The sequence below is a fragment of the Lentzea flaviverrucosa genome, from assembly GCF_003350445.1.
Taxonomy (GTDB): Bacteria; Actinomycetota; Actinomycetes; order Mycobacteriales; family Pseudonocardiaceae; genus Lentzea; species Lentzea californiensis.
Genome location: NZ_QQAU01000001.1, coordinates 631,968 through 645,711, shown reverse-complemented (window position 1 = coordinate 645,711; position 13,744 = coordinate 631,968). Strand labels below are relative to the sequence as shown.

General features: G+C 71.7%; 14 protein-coding genes. 6 read left to right on the top strand and 8 right to left on the bottom strand.

Features of this window, described 5'->3' with window-relative positions:
• Positions 1-16: 16 nt before the first annotated feature.
• The 3 genes from cysK to DFR72_RS03145 all read left to right on the top strand — a co-directional run bounded on the left by cysK (position 17) and on the right by DFR72_RS03145 (position 2,859).
• Entirely contained in the window at positions 17-988 is a 972-nt protein-coding gene (cysK, locus tag DFR72_RS03155; RefSeq protein ID WP_090064124.1) for a cysteine synthase A, read from the top strand.
• 6 nt (positions 989-994) lie between these two features.
• Positions 995-1,489, top strand: a complete 495-nt coding sequence (locus DFR72_RS03150) for a cupin domain-containing protein (protein ID WP_090064125.1) — start codon at positions 995-997, stop codon at positions 1,487-1,489.
• A 182-nt stretch (positions 1,490-1,671) separates the two neighbouring features.
• Positions 1,672-2,859 carry a serine/threonine-protein kinase gene (locus DFR72_RS03145; protein WP_090064126.1) on the top strand — a complete coding sequence of 396 codons (1,188 nt, stop codon included), beginning with the start codon at positions 1,672-1,674 and terminating at the stop codon, positions 2,857-2,859.
• A 55-nt stretch (positions 2,860-2,914) separates the two neighbouring features.
• On the opposite strand, the gene DFR72_RS03140 is transcribed toward DFR72_RS03145, so the two are convergent.
• From DFR72_RS03140 to DFR72_RS03115, 6 genes are all read right to left on the bottom strand, one after another.
• A complete protein-coding gene (locus DFR72_RS03140) occupies positions 2,915-4,354 on the bottom strand; it encodes a hypothetical protein (RefSeq protein WP_143086659.1) in 1,440 nt (479 codons plus the stop codon).
• A 127-nt stretch (positions 4,355-4,481) separates the two neighbouring features.
• Positions 4,482-4,865: a VOC family protein gene (locus DFR72_RS03135; protein ID WP_090064552.1), complete on the bottom strand. Its 384-nt coding sequence runs from the start codon at positions 4,863-4,865 to the stop codon at positions 4,482-4,484.
• Between the two features lie 68 nt (positions 4,866-4,933).
• Positions 4,934-6,163: a vWA domain-containing protein gene (locus DFR72_RS03130; RefSeq protein ID WP_090064128.1), complete on the bottom strand. Its 1,230-nt coding sequence runs from the start codon at positions 6,161-6,163 to the stop codon at positions 4,934-4,936.
• A complete protein-coding gene (locus tag DFR72_RS03125; RefSeq protein WP_090064129.1) occupies positions 6,163-7,404 on the bottom strand; it encodes an AAA family ATPase in 1,242 nt (413 codons plus the stop codon). The genes DFR72_RS03130 and DFR72_RS03125 overlap by 1 nt, the downstream gene beginning before the upstream one ends.
• A 64-nt stretch (positions 7,405-7,468) precedes the next feature.
• Positions 7,469-8,791 carry a serine/threonine-protein kinase gene (locus DFR72_RS03120; RefSeq protein ID WP_090064553.1) on the bottom strand — a complete coding sequence of 441 codons (1,323 nt, stop codon included), beginning with the start codon at positions 8,789-8,791 and terminating at the stop codon, positions 7,469-7,471.
• A gap of 83 nt (positions 8,792-8,874) precedes the next feature.
• Complete coding sequence (locus tag DFR72_RS03115) at positions 8,875-9,642, bottom strand: TetR/AcrR family transcriptional regulator (RefSeq protein WP_090064130.1); 768 nt, start codon at positions 9,640-9,642, stop codon at positions 8,875-8,877.
• Between the two features lie 109 nt (positions 9,643-9,751).
• Between DFR72_RS03115 and DFR72_RS03110 the strand changes: the two genes are divergently transcribed.
• A complete protein-coding gene (locus DFR72_RS03110; protein ID WP_245982467.1) occupies positions 9,752-10,477 on the top strand; it encodes a DUF2306 domain-containing protein in 726 nt (241 codons plus the stop codon).
• Between the two features lies 1 nt (position 10,478).
• Here DFR72_RS03110 and DFR72_RS03105 read toward each other — a convergent pair whose 3' ends face one another.
• Positions 10,479-10,958 carry an SRPBCC family protein gene (locus DFR72_RS03105; RefSeq protein ID WP_245982465.1) on the bottom strand — a complete coding sequence of 160 codons (480 nt, stop codon included), beginning with the start codon at positions 10,956-10,958 and terminating at the stop codon, positions 10,479-10,481.
• A gap of 102 nt (positions 10,959-11,060) precedes the next feature.
• Here DFR72_RS03105 and DFR72_RS03100 point away from each other — a divergent pair, with 102 nt between their 5' ends.
• Positions 11,061-11,900: a helix-turn-helix domain-containing protein gene (locus DFR72_RS03100; protein ID WP_090064132.1), complete on the top strand. Its 840-nt coding sequence runs from the start codon at positions 11,061-11,063 to the stop codon at positions 11,898-11,900.
• A 66-nt stretch (positions 11,901-11,966) separates the two neighbouring features.
• Positions 11,967-12,947, top strand: a complete 981-nt coding sequence (locus tag DFR72_RS03095; RefSeq protein WP_090064133.1) for an SMP-30/gluconolactonase/LRE family protein — start codon at positions 11,967-11,969, stop codon at positions 12,945-12,947.
• Here the strand turns inward: DFR72_RS03095 and DFR72_RS03090 are convergent.
• Complete coding sequence (locus tag DFR72_RS03090) at positions 12,913-13,740, bottom strand: SCO6745 family protein (RefSeq protein WP_090064134.1); 828 nt, start codon at positions 13,738-13,740, stop codon at positions 12,913-12,915. The two genes, DFR72_RS03095 and DFR72_RS03090, sit on opposite strands and share 35 nt — an antisense overlap.
• Between the last annotated feature and the right edge of the window lie 4 nt (positions 13,741-13,744).

The window sequence follows — 13,744 nt, the reverse complement described above, 5'->3', positions numbered from 1 at the left end:
ACCGATCGGAGAGCTCGTGAACGTCCGGCTCAGTCAGCCGCTCACCAAACGACCACCCGCCGAGTCGCTCGTGGACCTGATCGGCGGCACGCCCACCGTGAAGCTCGACCTCGGCGTGACGACCGCGAACCTCTACGCCAAGCTGGAAATGGCCAACCCGCTGTCCAGCGTGAAGGACCGCGCCGCGCTCTACATGATCAACGGCGCGGAGGAACGCGGGCAGCTCACCAGGGGCTCGGGCACCATCGTCGAGGCGACGTCCGGCAACACCGGCATCTCCATGGCGGCGATCGCCGCCGCGCGCGGCTACCGGTGCGTGATCGTGCTGCCGGACAGCGCGACCAGCGAGCGCATCCAGCTGCTGCGGGCGTTCGGCGCGGAGATCGTGCTGACCCCGTACCAGGAGGGCTACGTCGCGGCGATCGCCAAGGCCGAGGAGATCTACCGCGAACGGCCGGGCTCGTGGTTCGCCTGCCAGCACGAGAACCCCGACAACGTGGCGGCGCACCACGCCACCACCGGCCCGGAGATCTGGAACGACACCGACGGCGAGGTGGACGTCTTCGTCTGCGGTGTGGGTACCGGCGGAACGCTCAGCGGCACCGCGAAGTACCTGAAGGAGCGCAACCCCGCCATCCGCGTGGTCGCCGTGGAGCCCGAGGGGTCACCGGTGCTCAGCCAGGGATGGGGCGGCCTGCACCGCATCCCCGGTCTCAACGGCGGTTTCGTCGCGGCGACGACCGACGTCGACCTGATCGACGAGGTCCTGGCGGTGTCCAATGAGGACGCTTACGCCACGGCGCGGGAACTGGCCAGGACGGCGGGACTGCTGGTGGGCGTCTCCTCCGGCGCGGCAGCGCACGCCTGCCGCGTGCTGGCCGCACGGCCCGAGTACGCGGGCAAGAACTTGATCACCGTGTTCCCGGACACGGGCGAGCGTTACCTCTCGTGGTTCGACCAGGACGACATCGCCAGCAACGAGGAGTGAACAGACATGACGCAAGTCTCCAACATCCTGCTTCCCGGCGAGGGCGAGTCGGTGCAGATCGGCACGACCACCCACACGACCTTCAAGGCCAGGGGCAGTGAGACGGACGGCAGGCTCGGTCTGTACGAGCACCGGATGGCCCCCGGAGCGCCCGGCGCCTCGCCGCACGTCCACAACGAGCAGCTCGAAGCGTTCTACGTCCTGCACGGCATGGTGGAGCTCCACCTCGACGGCAAGTCGTTCGCCGCGCCACCCGGCACCTACGTCAACGTGCCGATGGGGGTCTCGCACGGGTTCCACAACCCGTACAAGGACCAGGCGACGATGCTGATCATCTTCACCCCCGCGCTCAACCGCGAGGAGTACTTCAGGGGACTCGCCGAGATGTACGCGGACGGCAACCAGCCCTCCGAGGACGAGTTGCTGGCCCTGATGGCGAAGTACGACCAGTTCGAGGTGACGATGAACGGCTACGACGTCCCCAACTGGGGCCGGCACTGAGGTGAGTGACGGGCGCCCTCGTAGGGCGCCCGTCCGCAGTTTCAGGGCCTCGCCACGTCTCAACTGGTGGTTTGACGGTTGACACTCAGGCCAGGGGTGGAATATTCCAAGCCTTGCAGAGTGTCCGGCGCGGTCTGGTGGGCGGGGCCACCCGACCGGCGCCGCCGGCTTCGAGGTGGCGAATGACAGAGGAGTTACCGGAGATCCCCGGCTTCCGGTACGCCCGACCGCTAGGCAGGAACGTCCACCTGTACCGCGCCGCGGACGGTGAGGTCGCGGTGAAGCTGCTCGTCGACCCGCCGCGGGTGGCCGAGATCAGGACGGTGGCGGGTCTGCGGCACCCCGGCATCGCGAGCGTCGACCGCGCCGGACGGACCCGCGCGGGCATGCCGTACCTGGTGATGAGGTACTTCCCGGACGGTGATCTGGCCGCCGCGGCACCGTTGCCCTTCGCGCGCGTGCTGGAGATCGGCATGGGCGTCGCCGACGCCCTGCACGCCGCGCACCAGGCCGGCGTCCTGCACCGCGACGTGAAGCCCGCCAACGTGTTGCGCGACGAGCACGGCCAGGTGTACCTGACCGACTTCGGCACCACCGGCGGAGACCACCTGCTGTGGACGGCGCCCGAGGTGCTCAGCAGCGGTGCGCACAGCGTCCGTGCGGACGTCTTCTCGCTCGGCGCGACGCTGTGGCACCTGCTCGCGGGCCACTCGCCGTTCGTGGTGCCGCGCGGGGACAACTCCCGCGTGGCCATCGCACAGCGCATCCTGCTCAGCGCCGCGCCGCCGTCCGGCAGGGCACCTGTTTCCCTGGAAACACTGCTGCGCCAGGCGATGTCCGCCGATCCGTCCGCTCGACCGGCGTCGGCGGGCGAGTTCGCCGAACGGCTCCGGCGGATCCATGAGGAGTCGGCTCCGACCGCCGCGCTGGCGGCGGTCGTCGTCCCGGCCGGTCCGCCCACTCCGCCCGCGCGCCGGAAGTCCCGCTGGCCTCTGTACGCCGGAGTGGCCGGGGCCGTCGCCGTGGTCGGCATCAGCAGCGCGCTTCTCTTGCAGGAAAAGGGTTCTGTGCAGATGCCGACCGGGGCGCAGCCGCAGAGCGCGGCCGAGGGCGGATCCGCGGACAAGGTCGTGGTCACCGTGACCCGCGTGACCCCGCAGACGCTCCGCTTCTCGTGGACCTACCCGGCACCGCAGCCCGGTGACACGTTCGTCTGGCGCACCAACGACGAACTCAAGACCGGCACCGTCAGCGAACCGTCGGTCGAGCTGACCGCGTCGGGCACGCTGTGCGTCGAGGTGCGGATCGTCCGGGCAGGCGGCGGCGGAGCGAGCTCCCGGGACTGGTCGCCGGAGGGCTGCGGCTCCTGATCCGCCTTGGAAAGCCGGGCAGCGTCCTCATAGGACGTTGCCCGGCCCTTCGGGCCTACTTCGCTGCCACGACGGTCGTTTCGACCTGACGTTCGTTGTCGCCCGGGTTGTTGTCGTCACGGCCGTCGAGGCGGACTCGCGCCTTCAACGTCACCTTGCCGAGCGCCGCGTCCTGAGCGGAGTAGGTGTACGCGAACGGCAGGACCACCGTGCCGTCCTTCGCCACCTGACCCCGTACAGTGCCGACGACGTCGTGGTAGCCGTCCGGCCTGCGGCGGAGCAGTTCGACGACGATGCCCTCGGCGTAGCGGGTGCCGCTCACCGACACCTCGACCCGCCCGGTCTCGCCGGCCGTCGCGGTCGCGGGCGCGACGACGTCCGCCACGGTCACGTCGTGCGTCTCGACCTTCAGCTTCTGCGTGGAGGAGCCGGAACGGCCGTCCGCCGTGTAGCCGGTGATCGTGACCTCGTACTCGCCATCAGCGGCGTACCGGTGCCAGACCTCCGGCGTGCCCTGCACCGCCGGGATCGGGGCGGACGTGCCGTCCCCGAACCGCACCTCGCCACCCGCGAGCCAGCGCCCCGCCGGATCGCCCGGATCGATGCCGAACCGGACGTCGTCGAAGACACCGGGCTGCTGCGGCGACACCCACCAGGCGGTGGGCTTGATCTGCGGCGCCTCGGCCAGCCGCAACGTCAGCGGTCCCGCGCCGTACACGTCGTCCGCGACCCGGAGGTAGTAGGTCTCACCGGGCGTCGCGGCGAAGATCGCCGGGTCGTGCGCGCTCTGCCGGCAGTCCACCTCGGCCAGCGCGCTGCCGCGGAACACGGCGACACCCGCGTTGCTCCGGCTGTCGCTGACCTTCGCCGCGATGATCAGCGCACGGTCGGCCGTGTAGCGGAACCACAGCGAACGGCTGGAGTGGCTGTCGCAGCCCGGCCTCGTCTCGCCCGCCTCGAGCGTGGCCGGCCCGGTGTCACCGGTGGCGTCGGTGTCCAGCCGGACGTCGGCGGCGGACGCGAGGTCGTCGTTGGCCGCCCGCGGCACGAGCTCGAGCCCGAACGTCACCGGCCCGGCGAATCTCGTGTCCTGCGCCAGGAAGTGGTAGGTCGTGCCGGCGGTCACCGCGAACGTGTTCGAACCGCCGCCGTGCGGGTACTGGCAGGCACCCGGCGTCCAGGTCAGCGCGCCGCGCTCGCCCGTGTAGGCGGAGACGGCGGGCTTCTGGTCGTCCGGCCGGTCCGTCGTCATCCGGACGAAACCGTCAGCTGGTGCGGTGTAGCGGAACCAGACGCTGCTGGTGCTCCACCAGCAGTGGGAAGGGTCGTCGTCCGCCGCGGTGCCCTCTCGGGTGTCCACAGTGGACGAGAACGGGAGCGAGGTGATGGCGGTGGCGCCGGCGAAGTCGTCGTTTACCGGAGGCGCCGCCTGGGCGGCACCGGGCGCCAGTGCCGCGGTCAGCACGACCGCGGCACCGATGGTCAAAGCACGCAAATGAGAACCCCAGTTTTCGGCAGGCCGCTCGGCGCGGCCTCTCGTGCCTAGAGACGCGCGGAGCGGCACCGGGGATGTCAGCCGCGGGAAATTGCGCCTTCTGCCGCAACGACTTGCGACCAACGGGTCACCTGCGTTGCTCGGCCACCAGCCAGCACAGGCAGAAGGGGTGCCCGGCGGGATCGGCGTACACCTGGAAGTCGTCCCCGGTGGTGTTCCCGCCGGCCGGCTTGAGCACCTTGGCGCCCAGGGCCATGACCTGCTCGTGCGCCTCGGCGAAGTCCTCGACCCACAGGTCGAGGTGGACCTGCTGTTCGGTCGGCCCGTCCGGCCATTCCGGCGGCGTGTGGTCAGGCGCGAGCTGCACGCCGACCCGGGGAGTCCCGTCGACGATCACCATGTGCCAGTCGTCGTCCTCCTGCACCTCCCCGCCGAGCACGCCCGCCCAGAAGCGGCTCTCCCGCGTGAGATCGGCGGCGTCGAAGGCGACGACCTGGAATTTGATCCGCATCACCGCATTCTGCCCACGGCCACGGCGTCCCGCATCACGGTCGCCCAGGCGCTGCTTTGCCTGAACGGTCAGCCGATGGTGACGACCCTCGCCCAGTCGGGCGGGATGTCCGGAACGTAGTCGGGATCGTCCTCGTCGTCCGTTCCGGACGAACGTGGTCGCGGGAACAGGCCCACCACCGTCCGGCAGGGCGGTGCCGCGTCAGGCCACGGGGTCTGGCCGTCGGTCAGGGCCACGACCACGTCCGGACGGGTGCGCACGGCCTTGGCGAAGCCCTCGCGCAGATCGGTGCCACCGCCGCCCACCAACGGGATTCCCTCCGCCTGGCACAGCGGGCCGGTGACGTGCGCGGCGGCGTCGCAGGACAGCACCGAGACGAGATCACGGCGACCGCCCACCGCGCGGACGATCGCGGTGATCTCGAGGAGCGCGCTGCCCAGTTCCGCGTCGCTCACGGACGCGGAGGTGTCGACTATGACGACGACCTTGGGCGGCCTGCGCCGCAGGCTCGGCAGGACGACCTTCGGCACGCCGGCCGACCTGCGGGCGGGCCTGCCGTAGGTGTAGTCCTCGCCCACGCCGGGGCAGGAGACGGCGGAGCGCACCGCCGCTCCCAGCAGGTCGCGCCACGGTTGCGGCGGGTGGAACACCTCCTCCGCCCACCGCCGCCAGCCCTGCGGCAGGGAGCCCGGGTGGCCCGTGATGCTTTGTGTCACCCGGAATCGGACGGCGTCCTGCTCGTGCGCGGTCAGGCCGTGCGCGCCGCCCGCCCCGAGGTCCCACGCCCGTTCCAGACCGTCCGCTCCGCTGCCGCAGTCGAGCCAGGCGAACGCGCCGGTGTGCGGGCCGAGCCGGAACTGCCGCAGGTAGTCCTCCATCAGCTGACCCGGCGGCAGCCGGAGTGCCGCCGGCTGCACGGCGTCGTCGGGGCACACCAGGCCGTCGCCGAAGACGTCGTCGTTGATCTCGCAGTCCGCCGCGATGTTCATCCGCAGCCGTTCGCCGGGCCCGCTCAGTTCGTGGCGCGCCGCGAACCGGTCGCCGCGCCCGTGGTGGTCGCGGATCAGGTGGGACACCTCGTGCACCCAGATCCCGGCGAGTTCCTCCACCGATCTGCTGTCGACGAACGCCGGTGAGACGTAGCAACGCCAGTGCCGGTCCACCGCCATCGTCGGCACCTGCCGTGACTCCACGACCTTCAGGGCGAACAACGCCGTCGCCAGGTACGGCCGGCAGTGCACCGCGTACAGGCGGGCGGCGAACAGCTTCTCCTCGTCCAGCGTTCGCGTCGGCGTCATCAGCGGACACCCGCGACGGTCTTGGTGCGGGCCTTGGCCCGGTCCGCCCGCTGCGACAGCGACACCGCTCCGGCCAGCTGCTCGATCGCCGCCGGGACCTGCCAGTCGTCGTGCCGCAGGGTGGCGAGCGTGGACGCCGCGACGACCACCAGGTCCGGCGGGCCGGTCTCGACCGCGAGGGTCAGCAGTGCCCACGCCGCGTTCCAGCGGGCCTCGTCCGGCCGGTTGCGCACCGCGGCGACGACTCCGTCGAGCACCACCTGCCGCAGGTCGCCGCGCTCGGGCAGCACGGCCGCCGCCGGATCCGCGAGCAGCTCCTCGGGGTCCGGCAGGTCCATCCGGTCGAGGCTCGCCAGCAACTCGAGCCCGGGACCGTCGCCCACGGTGCCCCGCACCAGCATGGAGAGCACCTCCCGGGACGTGCCGGCCGCCGTCGCGAAGGCGATCAGCCGCAACGCCATCTCCCAGCTGCGCGGCGAAGGCCAGGCGCCGCCGCGGAGCGCCTCGTTCTTGGGCATCTGGTGCACGAGGTTCGGCCGGGCGGCCAGCAGTTCGCACACCGCCCGGCGGGCGAACGCCACCGAGTCGGGCAGCAGTTCAGGGGACAGCCGCGGAAGTGAGGCGGTCGGCCAGGTCCCGCCCAGCCCACGCACGACGACCTCGTGGTCGAACGTCCACTTGAGGTGGACGAACCGGTTGGCCAGCGGCGGGCTCAGCTCCCAGCCGTCGGCGGCCGAGGAGCGGGGGTTGGCGGCCGCGACGATCCGGACGCCCGGCGGCAGTCGCAGGGCGCCGACCCGGCGTTCCAGCACGACCCGCAGCAACGCGGCCTGGACGGCGGGCGGCGCGGTGGACAGCTCGTCGAGGAACAGCAGTCCGCGCCCGGCCCTGACCAGCCGCACCGCCCAGTCGGGAGGCGCCATCGGCACGCCCTGCGTCGCCGGGTCGTCGCCGACCACCGGCAGGCCGGAGAAGTCCGAGGGCTCGTGCACACTGGCGATCACCGTGGTCAGCGGCAGCTCGAGGGAGTCGGCGAGCTGGGTGAGGGCCGCGGTCTTGCCGATCCCGGGCTCACCCCACAGCAGCACCGGCAGGTCGGCGGACACCGCCAGCGTCAGCGCTTCCAGCTGCGGGTCGGCCCGCCACTCGGTGGACGTGTCGCCGAGCAGGGCGAGCAGGTCGGCGGCCACGTCCAGTGGCCGGGTGCGTGTCGATCCATTGTGGACAGTCATCGTGGGCATGTGTCGATCACCTTGGTTCAAGTCGGAGGCCGTGCGCCGGCCGGGCGAGGAGAGGGACGGGGAGTCAGCGGAGGCGGAGTTCCGCGAGCAACCGGCGAGCGCGGGTGCTCAGCCGGCGAGGGTCCTTCGTGGACGGAAGTGGCCGGAGGTCGTGGAGTTCCGCCCGGTACAGCCCGTGCAGGACCTTGCGCCGTGCCGCCGTCTCCAGTTCGTCGCGCAACGCCCCGTTGAGCAGCAGGGCGTCCGGTCCGAGCAGGCCTTCGACGACGGCGAGGGCAGCGGCGACGTCGCCGTGGTCCAGCCGGGCACGGATGTCCACGAGGTCCTCGGGGTGCCTGCGCGTCGTGTCGATCGCGTGCATGCACGGCAGGCTCTGTCCGCCCAGCGCGGCCAGCAGCTCTTCCCGGCGGATCTCGTCGGGGCCGTGGTCGAGCGGGACGAGCACCCCGTCCACCACGCCGATCCGGTGCAGGGCACCACGACAGTCGACGAGGCGCGAACTCCCTGTGCTGTCAGGACTTTGCGGTGCGTCCGCTGACCGGTGCTCCGGTAGCAGCGCCGACCTGACGAGGGGGTGCAGCCGGTCGGCGTCGATCGCGCCGGCGTGCCACAGCTCCAGGTCGGGCGGTACCCAGGTGGCCGCGTCCGGCAGGACCGGCAGCGTGTTGTTGCGCGGGACGGTCGAGGTGACACCCGGCGCGTCCAGGTCGAGCAGGACGCGCTGCCTGGCGCCGAGCCGGACCACGACGGAGCTGTCCGTCTGCCCCTCCTCGCGGAGCAGCAGCGCGGCCTCGGCCGCCCACCGGTGCGTGGCGCGGCCGTCCGATCGGCCGGGCCACTGCGTTGCCCCGCACCGTTCTCGTAGTTCGGAGGCTCTGCGCGCATCCCACAGGTGGCGGTGCAGATCGAGCCGGAAACGCCGGTCGGGCCGGGGATGTGGATGACCGCCGGCCCTGCTCAAGGCCCCGGACCGCTCCCACAGCGCGAGGCTGATCCGTTGCCCCGCATCGGCCCAGGCAGGCGGTGTGCGCGCGACGAGATGCACCTCGTCGCCACCGTCGGGTGGTCGGTACCGGGCGAGGGAGACGGTGAGGCCGGGCCGCAACACGCCTTCCGGCCTGATCCTCGGGAAGTGCCACCGGAGCAGGTCCGGGGCCAGGTGACGCAGATCGGCGCGGACCAGGTCCGCGCACTGCTTGCCCCTCGTGCGACTCAGGGCGCGGAGGGTGAAATCGACATCGACCCGCGCGGTGGCGCAGGCTCCGGACCAGTCACCGGCCAGACGGCGGGCGGTCGCGGACTCGATCATCGACGCCGGCACGGCGAACTCGCGCACGTGCGACCAGAAGGTGAGGCGGGAGGATCCATTCACGGTCGAGTGGTGCATCAGCACTCACCTTTGGTGAACGGGACCCCCGATCTGTTCGAGTTGGTGATCATCGCGGACACCGTAGCAGGGCCCGCAAGGGCTTAGTCACGCGATTTCGATGCCACCCAGCCCTCGATCCCGTCCAGGAACCGGTCCACGCCGAAGCCGAGCTCGAACGGCAGCGCGTCCCCGTCCGCCCGCTCGGCGCCGGCGAGCTCGGCCGCGTGGACGGCGGTCAGCGCCGGGTAGTCCTCCGGGTCGAGGAGCTCGGCGACGGCGTGCGTGAGATCCGCGTCGGAGCGCGGGATCCCGTTGTCGCGCTTGTGTTCGCCGGCCATGGTGATGCTGATCTGCGCCGTGCCGCGGACGACCGCGGTCAGGTGCAGGGCGGCCGCCCTCGCCTCGCCGCCGGGCAGTCCGGCCGCCAGCAGGGCGCGCAGCAGGCGGTCGAGCCACGCGAGCTGGTTGGGGCCCACGGGTGCGTGGTCGAGCGGCACGCGCAGGATCCAGGGCCGGCTGTGGAAACCGGCCCACAGCGCGCCGACCCACCGCCGGACCGCCTCCCGGAAGTCCTCGGTGTCACCGAGGTCCGGGGGAGCGCCCGCGCCGACGTCGGCGGCCACCTCCAGCAGCAGGTCCTTGCTCGGGACGTGGTTGTAGAGCGACATCGTCGAGTAGCCGAGCTCGGTGGCGACCCGCTGCATGGACACCGCCTCCAGCCCGTCCGCGTCCGCGATCCGGACCGCGGCCTGCGCGATCAGCTCCACGGTGAGCCGTGAGCGGGGCCCGCGCTGACCACGGCGGCGTTCCGTCCACAGCAGCGTGAGGCTGCGCTGCAGATCGGAGTCCTTGCTGTCACGTGTCGTCATTCGCCATCCCGTCCGGTCGCCCGGTGTCATCCTAAAACTATGTACATCATACGTTTTTATGTATGGTGTACATAGTTTCGGCTTGGTCCCCACCTCGAACGGATTCGTCATGACCTCGACGCATGCACCGGTTCCGCCACGGCAGCAGGCCGGCTGGTGGCGCCGGCCCTGGATCGTGCCGCTGATGCTGGTGGTGGCGGCGTTCCTCGCGTTCTCCGTGCCGCCGTACCTGACCTTCGACCCGGCCCACTCGCGCCTGAAACCGCCGGAGGGCAACGACCTCTACTACCCGCTGCTGGTCGCGCACGTCCTCTTCGGCGCCGTCGCGATGGCGACCGCCTGCTTCCAGGTCTGGCCGGCGTTCCGCGCGCGGCACCGGACCGGCCACCGCATCACCGGGCGCGTCTACGTCTACGCGGGGGCGTTGCCCGCCGGGGTGCTCGGCCTGTACATCGGCTGGCACACGGTGGCGGGCCCGTCGGTGCTGGTCGCCAACCTCGTGGGATCGGCGCTGTGGCTGGCGATCACGATCATCGGACTGAGGATGGCTCTGCTGCGGCGCTACGACGAGCACCGCAGGTGGATGTCGCGCAGCTTCGCCCTCGCGATGTCGATCGCGCTGAGTCGAGTGATCAACATCCCGGCTGTGATCGTGCTGACGCCCCAGGTCGACACCGCGTTCGGCGGCAACGAGGAACTGATGCGGAACACCGCGACGAGCATCGGTGTCTGGCTCAGCCCTCTGCTCCTGCTGTTGCTCACGGACTGGATCCTGGAGCGCCGCAAACCGCGCGCCCGCCGTCCCGCGCCGAAGGCCGCGGCGCTCGCGGCGTGACCTACCTGGAACGCCGGCCGGTGACCCACTCGGCGAGTGCGGTGAGCGTGGTCTCGGCGCTGTCCGCCATGTAGTCGCGCAACGCGACCAGGTCGGCCTTGGTGCGGCCGAGGACGGGGTCGGTGCGGAGCAGCCGCCACGACTGCTCGGCGACGGTGCCCCGGCCCTGACCCCGCAGCGTCCAGCTCCACTCGACGATGCCGTCCTCGGCGCCGCCGACCACGAAGGCGAAAACGGTGCCGGGTTCGGCTTTCACGACCTGCGAACGGCTGGTCCACTCCTTGCCGTCCTTGCGGTTGTGGCCGCTGAACCACGCGCCGACCGCCGGGCTCGCGCCGTCGTCGTAGGCGACGTCGCTCGCGTTGGGACTCCAGCGGGCGATCGCGGACACGTCGCTGACGAGCCGGTAGACGTCGGCGGGAGCGGCGTCCACCCACGCGCGGCGGGTGAAGGTGAGGTCTGTCAGATCGATGTCGTTCATGACACCCATCTGACCGGCCGTCGCGGGCCCGGACCACTCCCAGCTCTGCGTATCCCTGGCTGGGACACGTAAAGCGCGCGGGCCGGGCACATACTCGAACCCATGAACGACATCGCACGGCTCGGAGAGTTCCTCAAGACGCGGCGCTCGCAGCTGCGTCCCGAGGACGTCGGCGTGCGGACGTACGACGAACGGCGCCGCGTGCCCGGTCTGCGCCGGGACGAACTGGCGCGGCTGGCCGGGGTGAGCAGCTCCTACTACACGAGGCTCGAACAGGGGCATTCCACCGGCGCCTCGCCGGAGGTGCTGGACGCGCTCGCCACCGCGTTGCGGCTGGACGAGTCCGAACGGCAGCACCTGCACGTCCTGGCCACACCGGTGAAGCAGGCACGCGTGCGCAGGCCGGCTCCCGAACGCGTCGACGAGGCGACCGCCCAGTTGCTGGCCGCACTGGCGGACGTCCCCGCCGTCGTGCTCGGCCTGCGCAGCGACGTGCTGGCCTGGAACAGGCTCGGGCACGCGTTGTTCGCCGGGCACCTGGACTTCGCCGCGATCGGCCGGCCGGTGCGCCCGAACATGGCACGGCTGGTGTTCCTCGACCCGCACACCCGCGAGCTCTACGCGGACTGGCAGAGCAAGGCCAGGGCGGTGGTGGGGAACCTGCGCCTGGTGGTGGGCCGCCACCCGGACGACGCCGCGTTGCACGAGCTGGTCGGGCAGCTGAGCGCGAAGAGCACCGACTTCGCCTCGATGTGGGCCGATCACCGCGTCAAGGCCTGTGCCACGGCCGTCTACGAGATGCGGCACCCGCTCGTCGGCCCGCTGACCGTCACCCAGCAGACCCTGAGCAACGGCCTCGGTCCGAGCGTCGTCGTGGCCACCGCGCGACCGGGTTCGTCCTCGCACACCGCGCTGGCGCTGCTCGCCCAAGCCACGGCCTGAACCCCACCGGAAAACCCGACAAGCAGGGCGCGGCGCTGCCGCATGCCCGAAAACAGTGAGGAAAGCATGTCCGCGAAATCTGCCCGGAAGGCACTCGTCGCCGCCGTTCTGGCCGCGAGTTCCCTCGTCCCGCTCGCGGTTCCGGCCTCGGCCGCGACCTACCCGCTGTGCGCGGCCCGCGTCGTGCAGCACTTCGACCTCGACCAGGGACAGACGCCGGAGAGCATGGTGTTCGCCCCGGACGGCACGGCGTACGTGACGTTCGCCAAGGCCCGGCAGATCGCCGAGATCAAGCCCGGCGGCAGGATCAGGGTCCTGGCCACGCTGCCCGCGCCCGCGGACGGCGGGGTGAACACGCCCGCACTCGGGTTCCCGTTGACGGTCGGCATCGAGCGGGCCGCCGACGGAACCCTGTACTTCCTGTACGCCACCGGCACCGCGGACCTCACCGGCGTGTGGAGCCTCCGGCCCGGAGGCACGCCGCGGCGCATCGCGGCGTTGCCGGCCGGCAGCCTGCCCAACGGCATCGCGCTCGGCCAGCGCACCCTCTACGTCGCCGACTCGACCGGTGCCGTCTGGCAGGTGCCCGCGTCCGGCGGCACCGCCACGGTCTGGTCGTCCGACCAGGCGCTCGCTCCCGCCGGGTTCCTCGGCGCGAACGGTCTGAGGCTGCGGGACGGCGCGGTGTGGGTGACCAACCTCGACCAGGGGACCATCGTGCGCATTCCGTTGCGCGCCAACGGGACCGCGGGTGGTGCGCAGGTGGTCGCCACCGGCCTGACCGGCATCGACGACTTCGTCTTCACGGGCCGCGGCACCGAGATCATCGCCGCGCTGGACACCGTCAACCAGGTCGCGCTGGTCCGGCCGGACGGCACGCACACCGTGGTCCTGACCGCCGCCGACGGACTGCAGGGCCCGACCACGGTCGCGGTGCGCGGGCGCGACGTCTACGTGCCGAGCGCCGCCTACCTCACCGGGACGGACCCCAACATGCTGCGGGCCCGTCTGGTCACTTCGACGCCGCGGCCACCAGCTTCGCGGTGATGGGTTCGAGCACGGCCGTCAGCTCCTCGAGCTCGGCGGGGGAGAGGGCCTCGTAGGGCGCGGCGGCGAGCTCGTCGGTGAGGTCCTCGATGCGCTGCTGGAGCTCGCCTCCGGCGTCGGTGAACCGACCGCCCGCGTCGACGATCCCGCGCTCGCGCAAGCCGTTCATGACGGCGGCCAGCCGCTCCTCCGGCAGGTGGTGGATGCGCCCGAACGACTCCGGCGGGTGGATCCCCATCGCGATCGCGGAGAGCACGTGGGCCTCGGTACCGCCGATGCGCGCACCGACGAGGGCGGCGATGTGCCCGTCACCGCGGTGCTCGCGGAGCATGGTCGCGGAGTGCCACAGCCGCGCCACCGGGTCGCCCGGCACCTCGAGGGTGCGCATGCCGGCGTACATGATCCGGCCTTCGGTGGGCGCGCTGATCGCGGCTTTGGTGGTGAGGTCGGCGGCCCGCAGGAGACCGGGCGAGGCGGCCATCTCCGCGCCGACGATCCGCCGCAGCGAGGCCGCGCTGCCCCGTTCCCGCGCGGCCACGGACGCCTCGGGCGGGATCTTCTCCCACGCCTTCGGGACGTGCCGCGCGGCCTCACCGTCGGCGAAGCTGTAGAACGCCGCGTGCACTACTTCCGCCGGCACGCGCCCCAACGGCGCGGCGCGGCTGGCGAAGTAGCCGTCCCAGTAACCGCGGTGGCCGAGCGCGGCCAGCTCCTCGTTGCACTCGTCGGCGAAGAAGGTGACGAGGCAGATCGGCTCCAGGAGCTCGAACATGCGACGCGCGGTGCGGGTCATGGCC

Bases quoted from the DNA above. Each gene is read 5' to 3' on its own strand.
- DFR72_RS03150 (WP_090064125.1), top strand. From the start codon at position 995: ATGACGCAAGTCTCCAACATCCTGCTTCCCGGCGAGGGCGAGTCGGTG.
- DFR72_RS03145 (WP_090064126.1), top strand. From the start codon at position 1,672: ATGACAGAGGAGTTACCGGAGATCCCCGGCTTCCGGTACGCCCGACCG.
- DFR72_RS03135 (WP_090064552.1), bottom strand. From the start codon at position 4,865: ATGCGGATCAAATTCCAGGTCGTCGCCTTCGACGCCGCCGATCTCACG.
- DFR72_RS03130 (WP_090064128.1), bottom strand. From the start codon at position 6,163: ATGACGCCGACGCGAACGCTGGACGAGGAGAAGCTGTTCGCCGCCCGC.
- DFR72_RS03125 (WP_090064129.1), bottom strand. From the start codon at position 7,404: ATGCCCACGATGACTGTCCACAATGGATCGACACGCACCCGGCCACTG.
- DFR72_RS03120 (WP_090064553.1), bottom strand. From the start codon at position 8,791: ATGCACCACTCGACCGTGAATGGATCCTCCCGCCTCACCTTCTGGTCG.
- DFR72_RS03115 (WP_090064130.1), bottom strand. From the start codon at position 9,642: ATGACGACACGTGACAGCAAGGACTCCGATCTGCAGCGCAGCCTCACG.
- DFR72_RS03110 (WP_245982467.1), top strand. From the start codon at position 9,752: ATGACCTCGACGCATGCACCGGTTCCGCCACGGCAGCAGGCCGGCTGG.
- DFR72_RS03105 (WP_245982465.1), bottom strand. From the start codon at position 10,958: ATGAACGACATCGATCTGACAGACCTCACCTTCACCCGCCGCGCGTGG.
- DFR72_RS03100 (WP_090064132.1), top strand. From the start codon at position 11,061: ATGAACGACATCGCACGGCTCGGAGAGTTCCTCAAGACGCGGCGCTCG.
- DFR72_RS03095 (WP_090064133.1), top strand. From the start codon at position 11,967: ATGTCCGCGAAATCTGCCCGGAAGGCACTCGTCGCCGCCGTTCTGGCC.
- DFR72_RS03090 (WP_090064134.1), bottom strand. From the start codon at position 13,740: ATGACCCGCACCGCGCGTCGCATGTTCGAGCTCCTGGAGCCGATCTGC.